The sequence below is a fragment of the Amycolatopsis sp. NBC_01286 genome, assembly GCF_035982555.1.
Classification (GTDB): Bacteria; Actinomycetota; Actinomycetes; order Mycobacteriales; family Pseudonocardiaceae; genus Amycolatopsis.
Genome location: NZ_CP108428.1, coordinates 9569821 through 9593912 on the forward strand (window position 1 = coordinate 9569821; position 24092 = coordinate 9593912).

Sequence of the window (24092 nt, forward strand, 5' to 3'; positions counted from 1 at the left end):
TGACGATCAGGGACGGGCGGGGTACCGGCTGGCTCCGGTGAGCCGGCGGAACTCGGCCGGCTCGACGTTCCCGCCGCTCACGACGGCGACCGTGCCCGCCGCGGCCGGCAGGGTGCGGGCCGCGGCGAAGGCGAGGGCGCCGGTCGGTTCGACGGTCAGGCCGAGCACGGCGAGTTCCTGCATCGCCGCGAGGACTTCGTCTTCGCCGACCTCGACGACTTCGTCGACCAGCCGGCGGATGAGCGGGAAGGTGAAAGCGCCGGGCGTCTGGGCGAGAACGCCGTCGCAGACGGAAACCGGGGGGTCGATCACGATCCGCCGGCCCGCCGCGAGCGACAGCGCGGTGTCGTTGGCCGCGCGTGGCTCGGCGGCGACCACGCGGACCCGCCGGCCGGCGACCTCCACCGCGGCGGCCACCCCGGCGAGCAGCCCGCCGCCGCCGACCGGCACCACGATCGTCGTGGCCCCGGCCAGCTGCTCGAGGATCTCGAAGCCCACCGAGGCCTGCCCGGCCACCACCAGCGGGTGGTCGTAGGACGACACCGGGACCGCGCCGGTCGCGGCCGCGATCTCGGCCACCCGGTCCCCTCTGGCGTTGTTCCCGCCGGCGCACGTGATCACCCGCGCGCCGAGGCGCCGGATCCGGTTCCGCTTGTACGCGCTCGTCGCCTCGGTCATCACCACAGTGGCGTCGGCCCCCATCCGGGAGGCGGCCCACGCGGTGGCGATGCCGTGGTTCCCGGACGAGCCGACGACGACGGCGGCCGGCCCGAGCGCGGTGAGGGCGTTGAGCGCGCCGCGTGCCTTGAACGACCCGGTGACCTGCTCGTTCTCGCACTTCAGGTGGATCCCGGTGTCCGGGTCGGTCAGGATCGGCGTGCGCCGGATCAGCGGTCCGATGCGGTCGCGCGCCGCCAGGCACTGCCGGGCGAACGGCGTTCTCGGTGCGGGCATGCCGACCTCGTGCCGGGGCGGCCGGATCAGTTCCCGGCCGCCTGCCGGTCCATGAACGTGCGCAGGCTCAGCGGCCGCATGTCGACCCAGACCCGCTCGATGTGCTCCAGGCAGGCCTTCCGGGCGCCGCGGGTCCCGTCGGGCCGCCAGCCCCGCGGGATCTCCTTGCCCACCCGCCAGATGGAGTACTGCTCTTCCTCGTTCACGACGACCTGGTACTCGAACTCGTCTTCCGTGGTGTCGTTCGGCATGGCTGTTCCCCGTTTCGGTCGGTTGCGCCGGTTTCGTCAGGCGCGAAGGGCGGCGTGGAGGAGCACGTTGGCGCCGGCGACGAGTTGTCCCGGCGCGGTGTGCTCTTCGGGTGCGTGGCTGATCCCGTCGCGGCTGGGCACGAAGATCATCCCGACCGGCGCGACGGCGGCGATCATCTGCGCGTCGTGCCCGGCGCCGCTGGGCATGGCCACGACGGGCAGCGCGAGGTCCGCCGCCGCCTCCTCGATCGCCGTCTGCAACGCCGTCGCGGTCCGGACCGGCGCCGAGCGCATGGTCGTCACGCACGTGACGTCGACCCCGGCTTCGCGCGCGGACCGCGTGGTTTCCTCGCGGAGCAACGCTTCCACGACCTCGAGGCGGGTCGCGTCGAGGTCCCGGATCTCGGCCGTCAGCCGCGCCCGGCCCGGTACCACGTTCGCTTGTCCCGGCTCGACGGCGAGGTCGCCCACGGTGCTGACCGCGCACAGCTTCCGTTCGGCCGAAAGGGCTTCGACCCGCAGCACCAGCTTCGCCGCCGCCACGAGGGCGTCGCGCCGCTGGTCCATCGGTGTGGTTCCCGCGTGGTTCTGCTTGCCCCGCACCTCGAACTCCATGATGGTGCGCCCGACGATGCCGGTCACCACACCGATCGGGATACCGCGGGACTCGAGGACGGGCCCCTGTTCGATGTGCAGTTCGAGGTAGGCCGCCATCATCCCGGGCGGCCAGACGGCCTCGCCGATCGCGTCCAGGTCGCCGCCGGCGCGGGCCAGCGGCTCACGGATCGAGCGGCCCGTCCGGTCGACGGCGGCCTCGGGCGCGTCCAGCTGCCCGCTGACCGCCAGCGAACCCCAGAAGGGATAGGGGAAAAGGGCGCCCTCTTCGTTGGAGAACGCCACGGCCACCGGGGCGTTGCGCATCGGCAGGTCGTGTTCGGCGAGGGTCCGCAGCACTTCCAGCCCGGCGACCACGCCGTAGGTGCCGTCGAAGCGGCCGCCCCGCCGCACCGTGTCGACGTGCGAGCCCATCAGCACCACCGGATCATCCGGAAGCGTTTTCCCGTGGTGCAGGAAGAGATTGCCCGCTTGATCCACCGTACTGCCCAGGCCCGCTCGCGCGGCCGCGTCGCGCAAAAACGCGCGCGCGGAATCTTCCGCGGCAGTGAACCCAAGCCTGGACAAACCGCCCTCGGAATCGACACCGTACGTAGCCAATTTGTCGAGATCGGCCAGCATTCGCGTGCCGTTCACCCGTACGGCGGATCGATTCGAATCGAAGATCGCTACCGAACGAGCCGATTCCACGGCCGACAGAAATGACATAAAAGTACCTCTCACCTGCCCGCATCGTTGCGTGCAACCCGGCACCGAGCACATCCCCGGACCGGTTTCCGCCCTGTTTCAGCGAGAACCGATGCTCGCCGGGCTCGACGTTCGTCCCGACTATAGCTCGCGTTTTCCCGACGAAGGAAGGGAATTCCCCACCACGCCCGAGTGGGTAAAATTACCGACAGCTGACAAATTGATCACTGCTAGCGTGAATCGCTACGAAGATCTCCAAGATCAGCACATACCGGAGACACGTGAATGAAAAACTCTTCCAAGATCGATATGCCGCCGGAAACGAAACCGGACCCGGTCGGCAGCACCGTCATCCAGGCCTGGACCGAGGTGCTCGGCAGTCCGCCCGACGGCCCGGAAACGAACTTCTTCGACTTCGGCGGCCATTCGACCGCCGCCATGCGGATGATCACCCGGCTGCGCGCCCGCTGGGAGACCGAGGTGCCGATCAGGCTCATCTTCGAGCACCCGGTACTGGCCGACTTCATCGCGGCGGCGCGGCGGCTGGTGGCGGCGACGTCATCAGAAGAACCGGCGTGACCACCTTCGCCGTCGCCTACGACCGGGGTGCGGTCAACGCGGCCGAGGTCGCGCTCAGCCTCGGCGCGCTCGGCGACCTGGTCTTCGTGGGCCACGAAGCGGGACCCGCGGGACCGCTCGTGCCGCTGCTGCGCGAATTGGGCGAGGTCCTGTTCCTGGACGACGGCCTCGAGCCCGTGCTCACCCGGCTGGCCGCGATCGGGATCGACGCCGTGGTGACCTTCAGCGACACCATGATGCCCGTCGCCGCGCACATCGCCGACCGGCTGGGCCTGCGGTTCCACTCGGCGCCGGTCGTGGCGCTGCTGACGGACAAGCTGCGGCAGCGCGACGAGCTGCGCGCCCACGGCGTCGACGAGGTGCGAGCCCACCCGGTCCGCCACGCCGGCGACTGGCCGGGCGCGGTGGCCGCGGTGGGCGTCCCCGCGGTGCTCAAACCGTTGCGGGGACAGGGAAGCCGGGACACCCACCTCGTCACCGACGCCGAAGCGGGCGCCCGGCTGAGCGCGGACCTGCTGGCGGGCCCCGACCCGGTGGCGGGCCTCGTGCTCGAAGAGTTCCTGGCCGGGCGCCCCAGCGAACCGTTCGGCGACTACGTCTCGGTCGAGAGCGTGACGACCCCGCGCGGGGTCCGGCACCTCACCGTGACCGGGAAGTTCCCGACCCTGCCGCCCTTCCGCGAAGTGGGCCAGTTCTGGCCTTCCCCGCTGTCCCCGGCCGAAGAGCGGGAGGTCGAGGAGCTGACCGGGCGCGCGCTGAACGCGCTCGGGGTGCGCTTCGGCGTGAGCCACACCGAGGTCAAGCTGACCGCGGCCGGCCCGCGGATCATCGAGGTCAACGGCCGGATGGGCGGGCACATCAACGACCTCGCCCGCAGGGCCCACGGCCTGGACATGGTCCAGCTGACCGCGCGGCTGGCCCTGGGGGCCGAGCTGCCCGAACGGCCGCCCCGGCCGGGGCAGGTTTACTTCCAGTACAACACCCCGGCCCCGGTCGGCGCCTTCACGCTGCTCGAGACCCTGGGCGTCGACGACGTCCGGCGCGTCCCCGGCGTCACCGGGTACCGGCCGTACTTCGAACCCGGCACGGCGCTGCCGGCGTCGGTCATGACGCGGCCGCTCGACCTGATCAGCGGGGTCGCCGCGGACCACGACGAGATGCTGGCCCGGCTGGCGCTGGTGCTCGACCGCCTGACGTTCGCGATCGACACCGGCAGCGGCCGGGAGCTGGTCACCGCGGCGGAACTCGGCCGCGCGCGGACACCGGCACGGTGAGGCCGTCCCGGACGGCCGCGGAGAAGGGAAGCAAGTGCACGAAACCACGGTGATCTGCCTGCCGTTCGCCGGCGCGGGCGCGTCGTTCTTCCGGGCCTGGCAGCCCCTGGCGCCGGCGTCGCTCGACGTCGTCGCGGTCCAGCTCGCCGGCCGCGAAGAACGGTTCGTCGACGAACCGCACGCGGACGTCGGCCGCGCGCTCGACGACGTCCTGCCCGCCGTCGTCGAGCGGATCGAGGGCGCCGGGCGGATCGCGCTGTTCGGGCACAGCCTGGGCGCGGTGCTCGCGTTCGAGCTGGCCCGGCGCCTCGACCGGCTCGGGGCGCCGCTCACCCGGCTCTTCGTGAGCGGCTCCCCCGGGCCGTGGAGCGGCCGGGAAAGCCGGGCGACCGGCCTGCCCGACGACGCGTTCCTGGCCCAGGTCGAGCGGTTCTCCGGCTACGCCCACCCGACGCTGCGGCACCCGGAGATGCGGTCGATGCTGCTCCCGATGCTGCGGGCCGACGTCGAGATGCACGAGAACTACCGCCCGGACGCCGAGGGTGCACTGCCGATCCCGGTGACCGCGCTGCGCGGACGCGACGACGCACTGGTGAGTGCCGCCCGGATCGCCGAGTGGGCGCGGGCGAGCACCGCCGGCTTCCGCTCGGTCGAGCTGGCCGGCGGCCACATGTACCTGGTGGACCGCGCCGAGGAGGTGCTCGGCCTGCTCGCCGGCGAACTGGCCGTCGCCGGGGAAAGCGCGCCATGAGACTGCGGGACAAGGTCATCGTGGTCACCGGGGCCGCCCGGGGCGTCGGGCGCGCCTGCGCGACCGCGTTCGCGCGCGAGGGCGCCGATCTGGTGCTGCTGGACATCGCGGGCGACCTCGACGGCGTCCCGTACCCGCTGGGCTCGGCGAGCCAGCTGGCCCTCACCGCCGACCTGTGCCGCGACCAGGGCGTCGCCGTGCGGACGCACCACGTCGACGTGCGGCACCTGCCCGGGATCGTGACCGCGGTGGCCGACACCGTCGAGCGGTTCGGCCGGATCGACGTGCTGGTCAACAACGCCGGGATCGCCGCGCCCTCGGGCAAGGCCGCGCACGAGATCGCCGAGGAGGAGTGGCAGCTGATGATCGACGTCGACCTGTCCGGTGCGTGGCGCGCCATTCGCGCCGTCGCCGGCGGGATGGTCGGCCGGCGGTCGGGCAGCATCGTCAACATCGCCTCGACCGCGGGCCTGGTCGGCTACCGGTACTTCGCCGGCTACGTCGCGGCCAAGCACGGGCTGATCGGGCTCACCAAGGCCGTCGCGCTCGACTACGCCCCCGCGAAGGTGCGGGTCAACGCGCTGTGCCCGGGGTCCGTCCGCGACGACGACGCCGTCGAGGGCCGCATGCTCTCGGAGATCGCCCGGTCGCTGGCGGTCCCCGTCTCCGAGCACGAGGCGACCTTCCTGCAGGCGCAGCCGATGAACGCGCTGATCGAACCGGACGACGTCGCGGCCGCCGCGGTGTGGCTCGCCTCCGACGAGTCCCGGCAGGTGACCGGCAGCGTCCTGACCGTGGACGGCGGCTTCACCGCTCGATGACCCCGGCTCCCGACGCCGGGCACTCCCAGGAGGGTTTCCTTGTCCAGTAAGGCATCCCGGTCGCCCCGGGCATCGTGTCACGCCCTGCGGGTCCACCTCCCCCACCTGCCGGCCGAGGCGGAGCCCGTGTTCCGGGCCGCCGTGACGGCGTGGTGGCCGGCCCGCCCGCCCCGGCTGTGGCTGGACCCGGTCCCCGCGCCCGCCGGTTCCCCCGCGGCGGACCGCCGGGTCCACGCCGAACTGCACCGGCCGATCGAGCCGGGCGGCCCGGTGCTCCGAGCCGTGTGCCTGGTCTACGCGGACGGATCGGCCGACCTGGTGCTCGTCGCCCGGCGGCAGGCGCTGGACCTGACGTCGTTACGCCTCATCGCCGACGTCGTCACGGGCACGCGCGCGGCCGCGGAGATCTCACCGCCGGCACCGTCCGTCGACCCCGACTGGGATGACGGCGAAACCGCCTGGGCCACCTCGGATCCGCGGGCGGGTGACCGCAGTGGCCAGGTGGACGTCACGCTCGGCGAGGCGGGCTCTGGCGCGGTATCCGCGCTGGTCGTCGCGGCGGGCCTGGTGCTCAGCCGTTACACCGGGCGCACGACGCAGGAAATCCTGCTGTGCGCCCCGGAACCGGACCGCCCGGCCGCGGTTCTCGGTGCGTTCGACCGCCTTTCGTCACTGTCCCTGGACTTCTCGGGCGAGTCGACCCTCGGCGAGCTGGCGGACCCCGCCCCAGCAGCGAGGCCCACCGGTCAGGCCGTCGCGATCGTCGCGAATGGACAGACCGCCGACGGGTACGTCGCCTGCCAGGCCCCGCTGTGCCCCCTGACGCTCGTCCCCCGCACAACCGCCGGTCAGCTGACCGTGACCGTCCACCACCGGCTCGCGGACGTCGACGACGCCTCGGCCGCACGGTTCGCCACCCACCTCGCCCGGGTCTACGCCCAGGTGCTCGCGAGTGCTCCGGAACGCGACCCACAGGACCTCGACCTCGTCGACGACGCGGAGGCCGCGGCACTCGCCGCACTCGGCCGGCCGTCCCGGGACCCCGGCCGGGAACCGGAGCGCATCGAGCGGGTCTTCGCCCGCCGGGCGGCCGAGCGGCCGGACGCGACCGCCGTGTCCTGCGAAGCCGAATCCCTGACCTACGAACAACTCGACGACCGGTCCACCCTCCTCGCCGTAGGCCTCGTCGAGCACGGGGTGCGCCCCGGCGACCGCGTGGGCGTCTGCCTCGACCGGGGGCTGGACCTGGTGGCCACGCTGCTCGCCGTGCTCAAGGCGGACGCGGTCTACGTGCCGATGGATCCGGCCCACCCCCGGGACCGCCTCGCCTGCACCGTCGCGGACGCGGACCTGCGGCTCGTGGTGGCCGCGACCGCCGAACTCCCGGCGAGCGACGTCGAGTGGGTGTCACCGGCAGCGCTTTCCCTTGGTACCGGGGAACTTCCGGCTCCGACGCGCAGTGCCGACGACGCCGCGTACGTGATCTACACGTCCGGCTCCACCGGCCGCCCGAAAGGCGTCGTGGTGCCGCACCGCAACGTGCCGGCGCTGCTGGCCGCCACCACCGGCGACTTCGGGCTCGGCCCGGACGACGTCTGGACGCTGTTCCACTCGAGCGCGTTCGACTTCTCCGTCTGGGAGATCTGGGGCGCGCTGCTCACCGGCGGCCACCTAGTCGTGGTGCCGTACTGGGTCTCCCGGTCCCCGGCCGAGTTCCGCGCGCTGCTCGCGTCACGGCGGGTCACCGTCCTCAGCCAGACGCCGTCGGCGTTCGCCCAGCTGATGGCCGCCGACCGGGCGCCGCTCACGCCGTTGCCGCTGCGGCTGGTCGTGTTCGGCGGCGAAGCGCTGGATCCCGCCCCGCTGCGCGGGTGGTTCGACCGCTACCCCGAGAACCGGTGCCGGCTGGTGAACATGTTCGGCATCACCGAAACGACGGTGCACGTGACGGCGCAGACGATCACCCGCCGCGAAGCACTTTCCGGCTCCCGGTCGGTCGGACCCGCACTGCCGGGCTGGCACCTCTACGTGCTGGACGAACGCGGCCGCCCCCTACCGGTCGGCGTACCCGGCGAGATCCACGTGGGCGGCGCCGGAGTAGCCATCGGCTACCTCGGCCGGCCGGCCCTGACGGCGGAGCGATTCCTGCCCGACCCGATCACGGGCGGCCGCATGTACCGCAGCGGCGACCGAGGCCGCCTGCTGCCCGACGGCCGCCTGGAACACCTCGGCCGGCTGGACGACCAGGTCAAGATCCGCGGGTTCCGCATCGAACCCGGCGAAGTCCGCGGCGTACTCCGCCAATGCCCAGGCGTGCACGACGCCGCAGTGGTAGTCGGCGGCCGCGACACGGGAGACAACGCGGCACTACGCCTGGACGCCTACGTAGTAACCGACAGCACCACAACGACAGCGATCCGCCGATGGGCGGCAAAACTCCTCCCGGAACACATGCTCCCGGCCACGATCACGGTGCTACCCCAGCTACCCCTCACACCGAACGGCAAGTTCGACACGGCAGCCGTCCCCGAACCGGAGTTCACCCACAACTCCACCTCCGACCGCCCAGACAGCGCCGACGTCGACGTCGACCCGGCCATGCTGAAGATCTGGGCAGAGGTGCTGGGCAAACCGGTAGAACCGGACGACGACTTCTTCAGCCTGGGCGGCAACTCGCTCTACGCAGTCCGCCTGGACGCCGCGATGCAACAGCAAGGCTTGCCCGCCTTGCCGTTGCGCGAGCTGTACCTGAACCCGACCATCCGCAAGCTGACAAACGCCCTGAAACCCAACGGCGGCCACTGACCGCCCGCTAAACCAGCGTTTCGCGCGCCTCGGCATCGTCAACGCTTGGATGTCGACAGCGAAATCGTCCGGCGAGATCCTCACGGGCGGCGGCCGGCGGTCACGCGGACGGCCTGAACGTCCCCACGGCAGGCCTTGATCCGGTGAAACCAGCCGCTTCGCTCACCGGATGGTGTCGACCAGCAGGCTCGCGGCCACTTTCGCGCCGTCGGCGCGCATCCGGGTGCTCAGTGCCGTGGCCCGCGCCCGGGTCTCGGGGGCGAGGGCGGTCTCCAGCGCGGCGTCCAGGGACGCTCTCGTCGCGGTCCGGCCGTCGAGTGCCGCGCCGACCTCCACCTCCGCCACCCGGCCGGCCCAGTACGGGTTGTCCGCCAGCTGGACGGGCACCACGACCTGCGGCACGCCCGCCCGGGCCGCGGTCGCCGTCGTGCCCGCGCCGCCGTGGTGGACCACCGCGGCCACGAGGCCGAACAGGCGCTGCTGGTTGACCTCGCCGACGGCGAAGCAGTCGTCCCGGCCGTCGGCCAGGTCCAGGTCCGCCCAGCCGCGGGCGACGAGCACGCGGCGGCCGCGGGCGCGGGCCGCCGCCACGGCCCACGCGGCGATGTCCGGCGACGGCCGGATGCTGCCGAAGCCCACGTAGACCGGCGGCGCGCCCGCGTCGAGGAACGTCTCCAAGCCGGCCGGGAGCGGGCGTTCGTCGGCCTGGCTCCAGGCGCCCGTCTGGACGACGTCGATCCCCGGGGTCTCCGGCCACGGCCCCAAGGCCGGATCCGCGGCCAGCCACGGCCGGCCGGTGTAGACGTGGGCGCGCACGTCGTCCACCGCGGGCAGGCCGAGGGCCGCGCGATGGCCGTTGAGCGGCTCGCGGAACTGCTCGTTCACCCGGCGGGCGTCCTCGTCCCACCGCGCCGGGTTGTCGTCCCCGGCGGGCTCCGGCCAGCCCGGCCGCGGCGGCGGCGCGTGGTGCGGCGAGGGAAGGTTGACCGCGGCGTAGGTCACGTACACGTAAGGGATCCCCGCGGCCTCGGCCACGGACCGCGCGCCGGCCTGCGCCAGGCCGGCCACCACCAGCGCGTCGCACCCCTCCGCCGCCGCCGGGAGAATGTCGAACTGCGCATCGACCAGCTCGGTCCGGTACCGCGCCAGCTCCGCCGCCGACGGCGGTGTCGCGCGCATCAGCTCGCGCACGGGCGGTCCGATCGGCACCAGGTGCACGCCCAGGCCGGCCAGCCGCTCCGCGAACTCCTCGTCGGGTGGAGCGCACAGCCGCACCTCGACGCCGTGCGCCCGAAGCTGCACCGCGAGCGCGACCAGCGGTTCGACGTCGCCACGCGTCCCGTAGGTGGACAACAGCACCCGCATTCGCGCCCTCTTCCGTTCCGCCGGGCCGCCGGCCACGGCCGGGTGTGCGGCAGCAGCTTACGGCGCGTGCCGCGGTGCGAGTCGATCACCGCGCCCTCTCGCCGGGGGCCGTCCCCGGCTGGCTACGGTCGGGTGCGCAACGTTTTCCCGATCGTCCCCACGACCCGAGGGCCACGCGATGCACGGTTCGGACCGACCACGCCCCGACGTTTCGATCATCCTGCCCTGCGCCGGGGTCGGGTCGCGCTTCGGCGCGCCCTACCCGAAGGAGCTGCACTGCCTGGCTCCCGGCGTCACGGTGCTCGACCGCAGCCTGGAGACCGCCGTCGAACTGGCCGGAAGCGGGCTCACGGTGCGCGTGGTGGTCGTGTTCCGGCCCCACAAGCTGGACACGGTGCGGTACCTCGCGCGGTACGCCGGGATCTTCCAGCTCGTTTTCGTCTACCAGGACGAATCGTTCGCACCGGCGCTCGACGGAGCGATCCGGTCCGCCCTGCCGATGACGGCGGGACCGGTGGCCCTCATGTTGCCTGACATCGTTGTCTCCGGCGCCGGCAGCGCCGGCGTGCTGCTCACCGCGCTGCAGCGGACAGCGACGGCGGGCTGGGCCGCGGTGGCCGTCGAAGAGCGGGATCCCGAGACACTGCGGCAGATGGGCGCCCTGACCGTCGCCGAACGGGACGGCGCCGTGACCATCGAGGCGGCCGCCGAGAAGCCCGCGGATCCCACCGGCTACAACGCGTGCTGGGGCATCGTGACGGTCACCGAAGAGCAAGCGCACCGCCTGCCCGACGTCGTGCGCAAGGAGACGGCCAGCCCACTGACCGGCGCGGTCGCCCTCATGGTGGAGCGAATCGTCAACTACAACACCGCCGCCGGCTGACCGCGTGGCCGACGAGCGGCCGTCACGGGCGGGTTTCGACCTTCAGCTCGCTGACGGTCACCTGCACGGCTGACTGGAAGGCAACTGCTGCCAGAACGCCCGTACAGAAAGCCGGATCGCTCAACGTAAGCGTGGCGTACCGTCAGCTCCTGGCCGGCTCGGTTCGGCAGTGCCACGCTGGGCCAGGTGGTGACCAAAGGTCAGAACGATCGCCCACTGACTGTTGACGCGACCGGGGGGCTTGGCGGTGCAGTTCGCCAAGCCCACGTGATCTTGCGGATCGTGCCGGTCATGGTGACGATCACCTGCTTCGCCCCGCCCTGCGTCGACACCACCACCTGGCGGTGGAAGACCTGGACCGTCGTCGTACTCCACCCCACGGTCCGAGCGGGGGGAAACACCACGCCAGGCGGCGCGGCCGAGGCGACACCGGTCGTCGTGGCGGCAATGGCCGCCATCAACGCGAGGGGCACTCCCAGCCGAGTAGCGGGTCGCAACACACCGTTCCTTTCACCGGAGCGGGCAGCGCCGCGGCGATTCGCGACGCACGTTTATCGGTGTAGTGCGGACGGGTTGTCCGGCGCCGGAGCCTGGACGCCGGACATCAACACCCGGACAATCGGCAACTGACCCGGGGAGGGGTTGGACAAGCCATGCCACGTGCAGAGCGACCGTTGGATCCGGATGGCTCGGTTCTCACGCAGTTCGCCGCCGACCTGAGAAAACTTCGAGAAGCAGCGGGTGGACCGCCGTATCGGGACCTGGCTCGGCTAGCGCACTTCTCGTCGACGACGTTGTCCGACGCCGCAGGCGGTCGCCGGCTGCCCAGCCTGGCGGTCACGCTGGCGTACGTCACAGCCTGCGACGGCGACCGGGCCGAGTGGCAACGTCGGTGGCACGCGGTCTCCGCCGAGCTGAACGACCTCGAACTCGAACACGCCGACCAGGCCGCCACCACAGCGCCCTACGTCGGCCTGGCCGCGTACCGCTCTTCGGACGCCGGACGGTTCTTCGGGCGCGAACGATTGGTCGACGACCTCGTCGCCCGGCTTCGGCGGCAGCGTTTCCTCGCCGTGCAGGCCCTCCGGAGCAGGCAAGACGTCCGTGTTGCGCGCGGGACTCGTCCCGGCGCTGGAGGAGATGGATAGCGCTGGGCCGATCGTCCTGTTCACCCCCGGCGCGCACCCGATGGGAGAACTCGCGCTCCGCTCGTGGGCACCACTGCGTCGGAGATCGAGACCGAGGACTGGCGGGCCCCGTTGCTCCGGAGCGGGCAGGATGTGGTGCGGGGGTCGTGCTTGTCGGACGCGCGATCCCTTTCCCGGCCCGAGGATTGGACGCGCATTGGGACGCTTGTCGGTGTTCACCTTCCAGTACATCGCCATCGACACCGAGGCTGGTGTCACGCCGGAGGAGTTCGAGACCTTCGTGCGTGGTGAAGGCGTTCACCTGCCCGTGTACCCGGGGTGGCGGTGGACGTTGTTGCGCGGGTTGCGCGGAGAGCGGACCGGGCAGTACCTGATGTTGTACGAGATCGAGAGCGCCGAGCAGCGCGACCTTTACGTCACGGCCCGGGGTGAGCAGACCGAGCCGGCCCGGCTGTTCTGGGCGCGGCACCCGGAGGCGGAGGCGGTGCTGGCGCGGTGGCGGCGGCTGGGCACGTTCGGTGAGCTGCCGACGTTGTTCACCGACTACCGGCTGCTGGCCGACAATCCGCGGAGCACGGTCGCGCCCGGCCCCCGCTACCGCGAGCGGCCGGGTGAGGAGCCCGTGGCTCGGGTCGTCGGGATCCACAACCTGGCGTTGCGCGCCGGTGTGACCGAGGAGGTGTTCGACCGCTTCATCGCCGAGAACCACCACCGGATCGACGACTACCCGGACTGGCGGTTCCACGTGCTCAAGGGCGAGCGGGGCAACCGCCTCGACCAGTACGTGATGATGATGGAGATCGCGGGCCTGGACGCGCTGGACGTCTTCTACCCCGAGCCCGACATCGCCACCGGCGAGGCCGCGGAGTTCGCGTCCGCCCACCGCGACACCAAGCAGATGTACGAGGAGTGGAAGCAGCTGGCCTCGTTCTCCGGCTCACCGCAGATCTACACGGACTACCTCGCCGTCGCGGAGAACCCGGCGTAGTCCCGCACGACCGGAACGGCCCGTCGTCGTGACCACCTCGACGCGCAGGCGAGCCGTACCGGGCCCGGCGCCTCGGGAGGCCACCAGGTGGGTGTGACGCAGGCCACCGGGTGGGTTCGACCAGGCGGAAGACCGGGAACCTGCGTAACTTTGGCAGCGAAATAGCGGGCGCTGTCCGTAGCCTCGGTGACCAACCGCTTAGTAGGCTCGCGAGCGGCAACCAACCCGCTTCTCAACGACGAGGAGGTCCTCCGTGACCGATTCCCCTTCCCGTGTCGCCGTGGTCACCGGGGCCGGCCGTGGCATCGGGGCCGCTGTCGCCGCCCGGCTGGCCGCTGACGGCTTCGCCGTCGGGCTGCTCGACCTGGACGAGGCCGGCGTCAAGCAGGGTGCCGACGCGATCGTCGCCGACGGTGGCAAGGCCGTCGGCGTGACGCTCGACGTCAGTGACGCCGAACAGGTCGACGCCGCCGTCGCGCGGGTGGCCGAGGAGCTCGGCGCGCCGACCGTGCTGATCAACAACGCCGGCATCACCCGCGACAACCTCATCTTCAAGATGACCGAGCAGGACTGGGACTCCGTGCTCGGCGTCCACCTCAAGGGCTCGTTCCTGATGACGCGCGCGGTCCAGAAGCACATGACGGCCGAGAAGTGGGGCCGGATCGTCAACCTGTCCAGCACCTCGGCGCTCGGCAACCGCGGCCAGGTCAACTACTCCGCGGCCAAGGCCGGCATGCAGGGCTTCACCAAGACCCTCGCGATCGAGCTGGGCAAGTTCAACGTCACAGCGAACGCGATCGCCCCGGGCTTCATCGCCACCGACATGACGGCGGCGACGGCCGAGCGGATCGGTATGTCGTTCGACGACTTCAAGGCGGCCGCCGCGTCGCAGATCCCGGTGCAGCGCGTCGGCACGCCGGACGACATCGCCAACCTGGCGTCGTTCCTGGTGAGCGACGGTGCCGGGTTCATCTCGGGCCAGGTCATCTACGTCGCCGGCGGACCGAAGGACTGAGGCGGATGCGCGAATTCGACAGCCTCGACGCCTTCGCCGCCGCGGTCGGCGAGCACCTCGGCTACAGCGACTGGCACACGATCACCCAGGACCGGGTGAACAAGTTCGCCGACGCCACCGACGACCACCAGTGGATCCACGTCGACGAGGCGATGGCGGCCGCGGGCCCGTTCGGCGGCACCATCGCCCACGGCTTCCTGACGCTCTCGCTGCTCTCGGCGTTCGGCCCGAAGATCTACAAGGTCAACGGCATCAAGATGGGCATCAACTACGGCCTCAACAAGGTCCGCTTCCCGCAGCCGGTGAAGGTCGGCTCGAAGGTGCGCGCCGGGGCCGAGCTGGTCGAGATCACCGACATCGAGGGCGGCAAGCAGGCGGTGTCGCGGTGGACCGTGGAGATCGAGGGTGCGGCGAAGCCCGCGTGCGTCGCCGAATGGGTGACGCGCTTCCTCGCGTGACGCACGCGCCGTCGAAGCGGCACTTTCACGTGAAAGTGCCGCTTCGGGCCTGGTCCCTGTACGACATACCGACTGGTCGGTATCATCGCCGGAAAGAAGCTTGAGGAGGCTGGATGAGCACCGATCCGCCGGGTCTCGACCTGGGCCGGCTGCGCGCCCACCTGGACGCGCAGCGGCCCGGGCTGGTCGCCGGGGAGCTGACCGCGGACGTCGTCGAAGGCGGCCGGTCGAACCTCACCTACGTGGTGGGCGACGGCCGGTCGCGCTGGGTGGTGCGCCGCCCGCCGCTCGGGCACGTGCTGCCCACGGCGCACGACATGACCCGCGAGTTCCGGGTGATCTCCGGGCTGCGCGACACGCGCGTCCCGGTGCCCGAGGCGCTCCTGCTGTGCGAGGACCCCGACGTCATCGGGGCGAGCTTCTACGTCATGAGCTTCGTCGAGGGCACGCCCTACCGGACGGCCGACGAGCTGGCCGCGCTCGGCGCCGGGCGCACCCGGGCCATCGCCGACGCGCTGGTCGACACGCTCGTCGACCTGCACGCGGTGGACCCGGTCGCGGCCGGGCTGGGCGACTTCGGCCGGCCCGAGGGCTTCCTGGAGCGGCAGCTGCGGCGGTGGAAGAAGCAGCTCGACGCCTCGCGCAGCCGCGACCTGCCGGGCATCGAGGAGCTGCACGAGCGGCTCGCCCAAGCCGTGCCGGTGTCCGGGAAGCCGTCGATCATCCACGGCGACTACCGGCTCGACAACGTCCTCGTCGACGGCGACGACAAGATCTCCGCCGTGCTCGACTGGGAGATGTCGACGCTGGGCGACCCGCTGACCGACCTCGCGCTGCTGGTGGCCTACGCCGAGCGGGACAAGGTGTCGCTGCAGTTCGTGTCGAACGCCAGCTCGGCGCCCGGCTACCCGAGCACCGACGAGGTCGTCGCCCGCTACGCCGAACGCTCGGGGCGCGACGTCTCGCAGCTCAACTGGTACGTCAGCTTCGCCTTCTTCAAGCTGGCCGTGATCCTGGAAGGCATCTACTACCGCTACCAAAAGGGCCAGACGGTCGGGGCGGGCTTCGAAGGCGTCGGCGCCGGCGTCCCGCTGCTCATCTCGCACGGCAACGAGATTCTCAACGAGGAGAAGTAATGGACTTCGCGTTCGACGCCAAGACCGAGGAGCTGCGCGCGAAGCTCCTCGAGTTCATGGATTCCCACGTCTACCCGGCCGAGGCCGTGTTCGAGCGGCAGCTGGCCGAGCGCGACGACCCGTGGGCCATGCCGCCGGTCGTCGAGGAGCTCAAGGCCGAGGCGCGCAAGCGCGGGCTGTGGAACTTCTTCCTCCCCGGCGACCACGGCGCGGGCCTGACGAACCTGCAGTACGCGCCGCTCGCCGAGATCACCGGCCGCAGCATCCGGCTGGCCCCGACCGCGGTCAACTGCGCCGCGCCCGACACCGGGAACATGGAAGTCCTGGCCATGTTCGGCAACGACGACCAGAAGAAGCAGTGGCTGGAACCGCTGCTCAACGGCGAGATCCGCTCCGCGTTCGCGATGACCGAGCCGGACGTCGCCTCCTCCGACGCCCGCAACATCGAGACGAGCATCCGCCGCGACGGCGACGAGTACGTCGTCAACGGCCGCAAGTGGTACATCTCCGGCGCGATGAACCCGGCCTGCAAGATCTTCATCGTGATGGGCAAGACCGACACCGAAGCCGCGCCGCACAAGCAGCAGAGCATGATCCTGGTCCCCCGCGACGCCCCGGGCCTGACGGTCAAGCGCGGCATGCACGTCTTCGGCTACGACGACAGCGACCACGGCGGCCACGCCGAGGTGCTCTTCGAGGACGTCCGCGTGCCGGTCGAGAACCTCATCGCCGGCGAGGGTGACGGCTTCGCCATCGCCCAGGCGCGGCTCGGACCGGGCCGGATCCACCACTGCATGCGCGCCATCGGGATGGCCGAACGCGCGCTGGAGCTGATGTGCCGCCGCGCGATCTCTCGCGAGGCGTTCGGCAAGCCGATCGCGCAGCAGGGTGTCGTGCAGGACTGGATCGCCGAGTCGCGCGTGAAGATCGAGCAGCAGCGGCTGCTGGTGCTCAAGACCGCGTGGCTGATGGACACCGTCGGCAACCAGGGCGCGCACACCGAGATCCAGGCGATCAAGATCTCGACGCCGTCCGCCGTGGAGTGGATCCTGGACAAGGCCGTGCAGGTGCACGGCGCCGGGGGCGTCAGCCAGGACTTCCCGCTGGCCGCGATGTGGGCGGGCAACCGCACGCTGCGCCTGGCCGACGGGCCGGACGAGGTCCACAAGCGGTCCCTGGCCCGCCGTGAGCTGAAGAAGTACCTGTCGGAGGGCGCGAAGTGACTGTCACCGCCGAAGAACTGACCGGCCAGGTCACCGAGTTCCTGGCCGCGCACGACCCGAAGACCACGGACCGGATGGACTTCCTCCGGGCCCGCTACGACGCGGGCCTCGCCTGGATCCACTTCCCCGCCGGGCTCGGCGGGCAGGACGCGCCGCGCGCACTGCAGTCCGTTGTGGACGGTCTCTTCGTCGACGCGGGCGCGCCGGACAACAACCCGCGCCGGATCGGCATCGGCCTCGGCATGGCCGCGCCGACCATCCTCGCCTTCGGCACGCCGGAGCAGCGCGAGCGCTTCCTGCGTCCACTGTGGACCGGCGACGAGGTGTGGTGCCAGCTGTTCAGCGAGCCGGGCGCCGGCTCCGACCTGGCCGCGCTGGGCACCCGCGCGGTGCGCGACGGCGACGACTGGATCGTCACCGGCCAGAAGGTGTGGACGTCGGGCGCGCACGAGTCGCAGTGGGCGATCCTGGTCACCCGCACCGACCCGGACGTGCCGAAGCACCAGGGCATGACGTACTTCATGTGCGACATGAAGGCGCCGGGCGTCGAGGTCCGGCCGCTGCGCCAGATCACCGGCGAGGCCGAGTTCAACGAGGTCTTCCTGACCGAGGTCCGGATCCCGGACACGCAGCGGCTCGGCGCCGTCGGCGAGGGCTGGAAGGTCGCGCAGACCACGCTGATGAACGAGCGCGTCGCGATCGGCGGGCACGTGCAGCCGCGCGAGGGCGGGCTGGTCGGGATCGTCGCCAAGACCTGGCGCGAACGTCCCGAGCTGCGCACGCCGGAGCTGCGTGACCGGCTCGTGCAGCGCTGGGTCGAGGCGGAGTCGCTGCGGCTGGCCGGCACGCGGCTGCGTCAGCAGCTCACGGCCGGCGCGCCCGGCCCCGAGGGCTCGGCCATGAAGGTCGCGTTCTCGGAGCTGAACCAGGCGCTCACCGGCCTGGAGGTCGAGCTGCTCGGCGAAGAGGGCCTGGCCTACGACGACTGGTCGTTCCGGCGCCCGGCGATCGTCGACTTCACCGGCCGCGAGGCGGGTTACCGCTACCTGCGCGCCAAGGGGAACTCCATCGAGGGCGGCACCTCGGAGGTCCTGCGCAACATCATCGCCGAGCGCGTGCTGGGTCTCCCGTCGGAGCCGCGCGTCGACAAGGACGTCGCTTGGAAGGACCTGCCCCGATGAGTCAGACACAGCCTGATCTGTTGTATTCCGAGGTCGAGGAGGACCTCCGGGCTTCGGTGCGCGACCTGCTCAAGGCCAAGGCCGACGCGGCCACGTTGCTGGCGCGGGTCGAGACGGCCGAGGGTTACGACCTGAAGCTGTGGCGCACCCTGGCCGCCGACCTCGGCGTCGCCGGGCTGGCGGTGCCGGAGGAGCGCGGCGGGCACGGCGCGTCGGCCCGCGAGGTCGCCGTCGTGGCCGAGGAGCTGGGCCGCAGTGTCGCGCCGGTGCCGTTCCTCGGCAGCGTCGTGCTGGCGACGACGGCGTTGCTGCACACCGACGACGGCGAGTTCGTCGGCCGGCTTGCCGCGGGCGAGGCGATCGGCGCGCTGGCCGTGCCGCTGTCGACGACGCCGGGGGCGGGTTTCCCGTCGTCGGTGACCGCGGCCGACGGGACGTTGACCGGCCGGGTGGGCACGGTCGCCGACGCGTCGGTGGCGGACCTGCTGGTCGTCCCGGCCGCCGGCCCGGACGGCCCCGCGCTGTACGTCGTCGAGGCGTCGGCGGCGACGGTCACCGAGCTGGTCTCCTTCGACCTGACGCGGCGGGTGGCCGACGTCGTGCTGGAGAACGCGCCGGCGGTCCTGGTGGTCTCGGGCGAGCAGGCGGCGGGCGCGCTGGAGCAGGCGTTGCTCGCCGGCGCGGGCATCCTGGCGTCGGAGCAGACCGGGATCGCCGAGTGGGCGCTCACCGAGACGGTGCGCTACCTCAAGGGCCGGTACCAGTTCGGCCGGCCGGTCGGCGGGTTCCAGTCGCTCAAGCACCGGCTGGCGAACCTCTACACCGACCTGGTGCTGGCCCGCGCGACCGCGCGCAACGCGGCGGACGCGCTGGCCTCGGGCGTCGACGTGCCGATCGCGGTGTCGGTCGGCCAGGCCCGCAACGCGCCGATCGCGGTCAAGGCCACCGAAGAGGCGATCCAGCTGCACGGCGGGATCGGGATGACCTGGGAACACCCGGCGCACCTCTACCTCAAGCGCGCCAAGGCCGACGAGCTCGCGCTCGGCACCCCGGGCCGCCACCGCGCCCGCCTGGCCGACCTGGTCGACCTGCCCGCCTGAGGCACTCCCCCGGTCTGTGAAGGGCTCCTTGCGGGACCGCTGAGTCCCGCAAGGAGCCCTTTACGGACGTGCGCTGCGCCAGCCCCGGGCGGGCGGGCGGGCGGGCGGGCGCCTGCCGCGCCGGCGGCGCGGCAGCGCGCGCTAGCGGCGCGGCAGCGCGCGCCGGCGGCGAGTCCTGCACCAGCTGTCACACGTGCCCCAGCCGTACCGGTCGTGAGTGTTTAGGAGGGTTCTAACCCTCCTAAACACTCACGACCAGCCGCGGCAGACCCGGCAACCGGCCCGGCGTTCGCGCGGCAAGGGTTCGCGCGGCAGGGGTTCGCGCGGCAAGGGGTCTGCGGCGGCCGAATTGTGAATAGTATTCATATGCTTTCGGCTTTTCGCTCAGATGAGCGGGAATTGTGTGAGCCAGGCCACTGCCAGGGCAAAAGGGTGGCAAAAGTGCCCTTCTTCCCATGGTTCGACCCGGTGGATGCGATCTAGCCTGGGCGCCATGGAATTCGCCGTCGCGCCGACGGAAGCCGGGCCGCCCGGCACGCTCGAAGAACTGGACATCGCCGTCGGCGACCACCACCACAGCGCGCTCGCGGCCGGGCCCGCGGCGGGCGAATTCGTCCTGTTGCTGCACGGCTGGCCCGAATTCGCCGACGCCTGGACCGAGCAGCTGCACGCCCTCGGCGAGGCCGGCTACCGCGCGGTGGCCGTCGACCAGCGGGGCTACGCCGCGGGCGCGCGCCCGGACGACGTCGCCGCCTACACCATCGAGCAGCTGGTCAGCGACGCCCTCGCGTTCGCCGACAGCCAGGGCGCCGACCGGTTCCACCTCATCGCCCGCGACTGGGGCGCCATGGTCGCGTGGACGCTCGCGACGACCCACCCGCACCGGCTGCGGTCCCTGGCCGTGCTCTCCACGCCGCACCCGTCGGCGCTGCAGCACGCGGCCGCGACCGACGACGGGCAGTTCCACGACCTCGGTTACATCCGGTTCTTCCGCCGCGGTGTCGGCAAAGCCGAGAAATACCTCCTACGCGACGGGGCCATGCGGCTACGCGCGGTTTACGACAACCGCATTCCCGTCGAATTCGTCGAACGCAACGTCGCGCGCCTTTCCGAACCGGGCGCCCTGACCGCGACGCTGAACTGGTACCGCGGCGCGACGACCGACGCGTTCGACATCCCGGCGGGCCGGATCACCGTGCCGACGCTCTACATCTGGGGCAGCGAGGACCCCTGGCTCGGCCGCGGCGCCGCCGAGCTGACGGTGCACCACATCGACGCCGAGTACCGCTTCCAGATCATCGAGGGCGCCGGCCAGCTCCTGGCCTCGGAGACGGCGGACGAAGTGATCGCCCTGCTGCTGGACCACGTGGGCCGGCACTAGCCCGTCTTGGCGACGAGCTGCTGGTAGGGCCCGGGCCGGTAGCCGGCGATGTGGTCGCGGATCAGCCGCAGCCACTCCCGCCAGGTGACGTCGGCGAGCGCGGATCCCGCCGATCAACCAGGCGGGCGCAGGGCGTCCAGCAGCAGGTCCGCGTAGTGGTCGCCGATCTGGCGGGCCGTCAGGGAGCCGCTGCGGTGGTACCACGAGCCCAGGTGGTGCACCGAGCCGAAGAAGAAGTCGACGACGACGTCGGCCGGCTTGTCCGTGCGGAACTCCCCCGACGCCTGGCCCTCTTCGACCAGGCCGCGGAAGCGCTCGTGGTACTTGCGGCGCTCGGCGCGCACCGCCTTCTGCTTGTCCGGGGACAGCTGGTGCATCGACTGCAGGAAGATCGTGTTGTCGTCCAGGTTGTCGATGCTGGACACGACGACGTCCGACGCGGCCGCGGCCAGGCGCTCGCGCAGGGGCGCGCCCGACGAGGCGACGCTCTCCAGCTGCCGCGTCTGCTCGCGCAGCACCCGGGCGTAGATCTCGTAGAGCAGGTCGTCCTTCGAGCCGAAGTAGTGGTACATCGCGCCCTTGGTGACGCCCGCGGCCTCGACGATCTCCTGGACGGACGTGCGGTCGAAGCCCTTCTTCGCGAAGAGCTTCGTGGCCTGCTCCAGCAGGCGCCGCGGCACGGCGGCCTGCTCGTCGCCGGCCGCCTCGCCCGGTTTGCGGGCGCTTGCTCGCGTCACGGCAAGTCCCCCCTCCGTCGAGTTCGGACGCACAGGATATCGCTCACCCGAGGAACCGCCTCGGTACGTCCACGAGCATCGTCGTGATGTCGGCTTCACCCACCCCGCGTTCGCGCAGCGCGGGCAGCACGTCACGGGTGATGTGGAGGTAGTGCCAGTTCGGCGTCAGCACCGGCAGCTGGTCCTCGGGCAGCCAGTCGATGTAGCAGGACGCGTCGTGCGAGAGCACCATGCTGCCCGCGTACCCGCGCTCGCACATCGCCGCGACGGTGGCGACGCGCTCCTCGAACGGCAGCAGCAGGTCGAGGCCGAAGCGGTCCATGCCGAGGATCGAGCCGCGGTCGGCCAGCTCGGTCAGGTACCCGAGGTCGGTGGAGTCGCCCGAGTGCCCGATCAGCACGCGGCTCAGGTCGACGCCCTCGTCGGCGAAGATCGCCTGCTGCTCCAGCCCGCGCCGGCTGACGGCGTGGGTGTGCGTCATGATCGGCGCCCCGGTCTCGAGGTGCGCCTTCGCCACCGCGCGCAGCACGCGTTCGACACCCGGGGTCACGCCGGGCTCGTCGGTGGCGCACTTGAGCAGCCCGGCCTTGACGCCGGTGCCGGCGATGCCGTCGCGGATGTCCCCGACGAACATCCCGACCAGCGGATCTTCGCCCTGCAGCATCGTGCCGGGCCCGCGGAAGTGCAGGTAGTGCGGCACGTCGTTGTAGGTGTAGAGCCCGGTGGCGACGACGATGTTGACGTCCACCTCGGCGGCGACCCGCTGCACGCGCGGGATGTAGCGGCCGAGCCCGATCACGGTCGGGTCGACGATCGTGTCGATCCCGGCGTCCTTCAGCTCCTTGAGCCGCCGGATCGCCTCGGGGACGTGCTTGCCCTCCTGGAACCCTTCGTGCTCGGGGTAGTTGTCGACGAACTCGGGGCTGAGCACGAAGAGGTGCTCGTGCATCAGCACCCGGCCCAGTGCTTCCGGCGCGATCCCGCCGCGGACGGTCTCGACCACCGCTACCCCCTCGCCCGCAGTTCGCGGCGCAGGATCTTGCCGCTGGTGGTCTTCGGCAGCTCGTCGAGCACCACGATGGTGCGCGGGTACTTGTAGGCCGCCAGCCGTTCCTTGCACCAGGCCACCAGCTCCGCCGGATCGGCGGTCACGCCGGGTGCCGGGCTGACGTACGCCTTGACGGTCTCGCCGCGGTAGTCGTCGGCGATGCCGACGACGGCGGCCTCGCGGACCGCCGGGTGCGTGTAGAGGACGTCTTCGACCTCGCGCGGCCAGACCTTGAAACCGGACGCGTTGATCATGTCCTTCTTGCGGTCCACGACGTAGACCCAGCCGCGTTCGTCCATGAACCCGATGTCGCCGGTGAGCAGCCGCCCGCCGGGAATCGACTCGGCCGTGGCGTCCGGGCGGTTCCAGTAGCCGGACACGACCATCGGGCCTTCGACGGCGATCTCGCCGGCCTGCCCGAACGGCAGCTCTTCGCCGCTCTCGCCGAGGATGCGGACGATCGTGTCGGGCACCGGCAGGCCGATCGAGATGGTGCCGGACGCCGGGTCGATCGGCGCTTCGAGGTCACCCGGGACGACGACGCAGCCGGCGGTCGTCTCGGTGAGGCCGTAGCCGTTGTGGATGTAGTGCCCGGTCTTCGCGCGGAACGCCTCGACGACGGCGGGCGGCAGCGCGGCGCCGCCGGAGTAGAGCAGCGCGAACGACGCGAAGTGCTCGCGGCTGAAGGACGGGTGGGCCATGAGCGCCATGTAGGCCGTCGACGGCCCGACCGTGTACGACGGCTCGTGCTCGAGGAAGGCGTCGAGCACGACGCCGGCTTCGAAGCGGTAGGCGAGTGAGAGCGTGCCCTCGATGTCGATCGCGGAGCCGACTTCGCACACCATGCCGGTGATGTGGAACAGCGGCGCGAGCCCGAACAACGTCGTGCCGGCGGGCAGGCCGCTGAAGGAGCCGAGCGCGGCGGCGTTCGTGCCGAGGTTGCCGTGGGTGTTGGTGGCGCCCTTCGGTGTACCGCTGGTGCCGGAGGTGTAGCTGATGAGGGCGACGTCGTCGAGTGCGAACGCGGGCTCCGGCGGCTTCGGCCCGGGCGTCCCGGCGGCTTCGAGGAGTTCGACGGCGCCCGGGGTCTCCTCGCGGACGACCTTGCCCAGCACGCGCTCGTCGTCGCGGGTCTGGAACTCCAGTTCGCTGGTGGTGAGCGCGATGGGCAGTTCCTTGGCCGTCTCGCCGATGTAGGCGTTCCAGCCGCGCTGCGAGCAGACGATCGCCTTGACGCCGGCGTCGGTGAGCACGTGGGTCAGCTCGCGCTCGCGGTACATCGGGTTGACCGGCACGACGATCCCGCCGGCCTTCCACGCGCCGAGCAGCGCGATGACGAACTGCGGGATGTTCTGCAGCACCAGGGCGAGCCGGTCACCGCGCTCGAAGCCGTTCTGCGTGAGGTAGCGGGCGACGCCGTCGGAGAGCTCGTCGAGCTGCCGGTAGGTGAGCCGGCCGTCGAAGTAGACGACGGCGTCCCGGTCGGGCACGTGGTCCGCGGCCCGGCGGAAGGTCTCGGGCAGCGTGGTCGCCACGACCGGTTCCAGGGGCCGTTCGCCGTAGCTCGCCAGCCACGGTTTCTCGTCGTACCAGCTCATCCAGTGACCTCCCTTGGACACCGACCGGTCGGTATGGCGACGCTAGGAGGCAGTGCCCGTCCCCGTCAAGACCCGGCCGGCTTCCGACGTTTTC

General features: G+C 71.6%; 22 protein-coding genes and 1 pseudogene. 16 read left to right on the forward strand and 7 right to left on the reverse strand.

Going from position 1 to position 24092, the window contains the following annotated elements; translation table 11 throughout:
* Positions 1-6 precede the first annotated feature (6 nt).
* From OG570_RS43700 to OG570_RS43710, 3 genes are read right to left on the reverse strand one after another with little or no spacing between them, the layout of a single operon-like run.
* A complete protein-coding gene (locus OG570_RS43700; RefSeq protein ID WP_326954572.1) occupies positions 7-954 on the reverse strand; it encodes a threonine ammonia-lyase in 948 nt (315 codons plus the stop codon).
* Between the two features lie 26 nt (positions 955-980).
* Positions 981-1205: an MbtH family protein gene (locus OG570_RS43705; RefSeq protein ID WP_326948025.1), complete on the reverse strand. Its 225-nt coding sequence runs from the start codon at positions 1203-1205 to the stop codon at positions 981-983.
* Between the two features lie 36 nt (positions 1206-1241).
* Positions 1242-2528: a M20 family metallo-hydrolase gene (locus tag OG570_RS43710; RefSeq protein WP_326954573.1), complete on the reverse strand. Its 1287-nt coding sequence runs from the start codon at positions 2526-2528 to the stop codon at positions 1242-1244.
* 264 nt (positions 2529-2792) lie between these two features.
* Between OG570_RS43710 and OG570_RS43715 the strand changes: the two genes are divergently transcribed.
* The 5 genes from OG570_RS43715 (at position 2793) to OG570_RS43735 (ending at position 8737) form a co-directional block, all read left to right on the forward strand.
* Positions 2793-3086, forward strand: a complete 294-nt coding sequence (locus tag OG570_RS43715; protein ID WP_326954574.1) for a phosphopantetheine-binding protein — start codon at positions 2793-2795, stop codon at positions 3084-3086.
* Positions 3083-4360 carry a hypothetical protein gene (locus OG570_RS43720; RefSeq protein WP_326954575.1) on the forward strand — a complete coding sequence of 426 codons (1278 nt, stop codon included), beginning with the start codon at positions 3083-3085 and terminating at the stop codon, positions 4358-4360. Before OG570_RS43715 ends, OG570_RS43720 begins: the two co-directional genes overlap by 4 nt.
* A 34-nt stretch (positions 4361-4394) precedes the next feature.
* Positions 4395-5111 carry a thioesterase II family protein gene (locus OG570_RS43725; RefSeq protein ID WP_326954576.1) on the forward strand — a complete coding sequence of 239 codons (717 nt, stop codon included), beginning with the start codon at positions 4395-4397 and terminating at the stop codon, positions 5109-5111.
* A complete protein-coding gene (locus OG570_RS43730) occupies positions 5108-5932 on the forward strand; it encodes an SDR family oxidoreductase (RefSeq protein WP_326948020.1) in 825 nt (274 codons plus the stop codon). The genes OG570_RS43725 and OG570_RS43730 overlap by 4 nt, the downstream gene beginning before the upstream one ends.
* Before the next feature lie 126 nt (positions 5933-6058).
* On the forward strand, positions 6059-8737 hold the full coding sequence (locus OG570_RS43735; protein ID WP_326954577.1) for an amino acid adenylation domain-containing protein: 2679 nt from the start codon (positions 6059-6061) through the stop codon (positions 8735-8737).
* Positions 8738-8899: 162 nt separating this feature from the next.
* On the opposite strand, the gene OG570_RS43740 is transcribed toward OG570_RS43735, so the two are convergent.
* Positions 8900-10102, reverse strand: a complete 1203-nt coding sequence (locus tag OG570_RS43740) for a glycosyltransferase (RefSeq protein ID WP_326954578.1) — start codon at positions 10100-10102, stop codon at positions 8900-8902.
* Between the two features lie 178 nt (positions 10103-10280).
* Between OG570_RS43740 and OG570_RS43745 the strand changes: the two genes are divergently transcribed.
* The 11 genes and pseudogenes from OG570_RS43745 to OG570_RS43795 all read left to right on the forward strand — a co-directional run bounded on the left by OG570_RS43745 (position 10281) and on the right by OG570_RS43795 (position 20615).
* Positions 10281-10985, forward strand: a complete 705-nt coding sequence (locus OG570_RS43745) for a hypothetical protein (protein WP_326954579.1) — start codon at positions 10281-10283, stop codon at positions 10983-10985.
* 291 nt (positions 10986-11276) lie between these two features.
* A complete protein-coding gene (locus tag OG570_RS43750; protein WP_326954580.1) occupies positions 11277-11615 on the forward strand; it encodes a hypothetical protein in 339 nt (112 codons plus the stop codon).
* A gap of 23 nt (positions 11616-11638) precedes the next feature.
* Positions 11639-12007: pseudogene (locus OG570_RS43755) on the forward strand (helix-turn-helix domain-containing protein); the annotation flags it as partial.
* Positions 12008-12344: 337 nt separating this feature from the next.
* Entirely contained in the window at positions 12345-13121 is a 777-nt protein-coding gene (locus tag OG570_RS43760; protein WP_326960324.1) for a hypothetical protein, read from the forward strand.
* A gap of 253 nt (positions 13122-13374) precedes the next feature.
* Complete coding sequence (gene fabG / locus OG570_RS43765; RefSeq protein WP_247049388.1) at positions 13375-14136, forward strand: 3-oxoacyl-ACP reductase FabG; 762 nt, start codon at positions 13375-13377, stop codon at positions 14134-14136.
* Between the two features lie 5 nt (positions 14137-14141).
* On the forward strand, positions 14142-14594 hold the full coding sequence (locus OG570_RS43770) for a MaoC family dehydratase (RefSeq protein WP_326954581.1): 453 nt from the start codon (positions 14142-14144) through the stop codon (positions 14592-14594).
* Positions 14595-14707: 113 nt separating this feature from the next.
* Positions 14708-15730, forward strand: coding sequence for a phosphotransferase family protein (locus OG570_RS43775; protein ID WP_326948012.1), 1023 nt, complete (start codon positions 14708-14710; stop codon positions 15728-15730).
* Entirely contained in the window at positions 15730-16953 is a 1224-nt protein-coding gene (locus OG570_RS43780) for an acyl-CoA dehydrogenase family protein (RefSeq protein WP_326948011.1), read from the forward strand. Before OG570_RS43775 ends, OG570_RS43780 begins: the two co-directional genes overlap by 1 nt.
* A complete protein-coding gene (locus tag OG570_RS43785) occupies positions 16950-18134 on the forward strand; it encodes an acyl-CoA dehydrogenase family protein (RefSeq protein ID WP_326954582.1) in 1185 nt (394 codons plus the stop codon). Before OG570_RS43780 ends, OG570_RS43785 begins: the two co-directional genes overlap by 4 nt.
* Positions 18131-19234, forward strand: a complete 1104-nt coding sequence (locus OG570_RS43790) for an acyl-CoA dehydrogenase family protein (protein WP_326954583.1) — start codon at positions 18131-18133, stop codon at positions 19232-19234. The genes OG570_RS43785 and OG570_RS43790 overlap by 4 nt, the downstream gene beginning before the upstream one ends.
* 493 nt (positions 19235-19727) lie before the next feature.
* Positions 19728-20615, forward strand: coding sequence for an alpha/beta fold hydrolase (locus OG570_RS43795; RefSeq protein WP_326954584.1), 888 nt, complete (start codon positions 19728-19730; stop codon positions 20613-20615).
* A gap of 113 nt (positions 20616-20728) precedes the next feature.
* Here the strand turns inward: OG570_RS43795 and OG570_RS43800 are convergent, their stop codons facing one another.
* Genes OG570_RS43800 through OG570_RS43810 form a run of 3 tightly spaced genes read right to left on the reverse strand, consistent with a single transcriptional unit; the run spans position 20729 to position 23998 of the window.
* Complete coding sequence (locus OG570_RS43800) at positions 20729-21352, reverse strand: TetR/AcrR family transcriptional regulator (protein WP_326948006.1); 624 nt, start codon at positions 21350-21352, stop codon at positions 20729-20731.
* A gap of 43 nt (positions 21353-21395) precedes the next feature.
* Positions 21396-22355 carry a phosphotriesterase family protein gene (locus OG570_RS43805; protein WP_326954585.1) on the reverse strand — a complete coding sequence of 320 codons (960 nt, stop codon included), beginning with the start codon at positions 22353-22355 and terminating at the stop codon, positions 21396-21398.
* Between the two features lie 2 nt (positions 22356-22357).
* Positions 22358-23998: an AMP-binding protein gene (locus OG570_RS43810; RefSeq protein WP_326954586.1), complete on the reverse strand. Its 1641-nt coding sequence runs from the start codon at positions 23996-23998 to the stop codon at positions 22358-22360.
* Positions 23999-24092 lie beyond the last annotated feature (94 nt).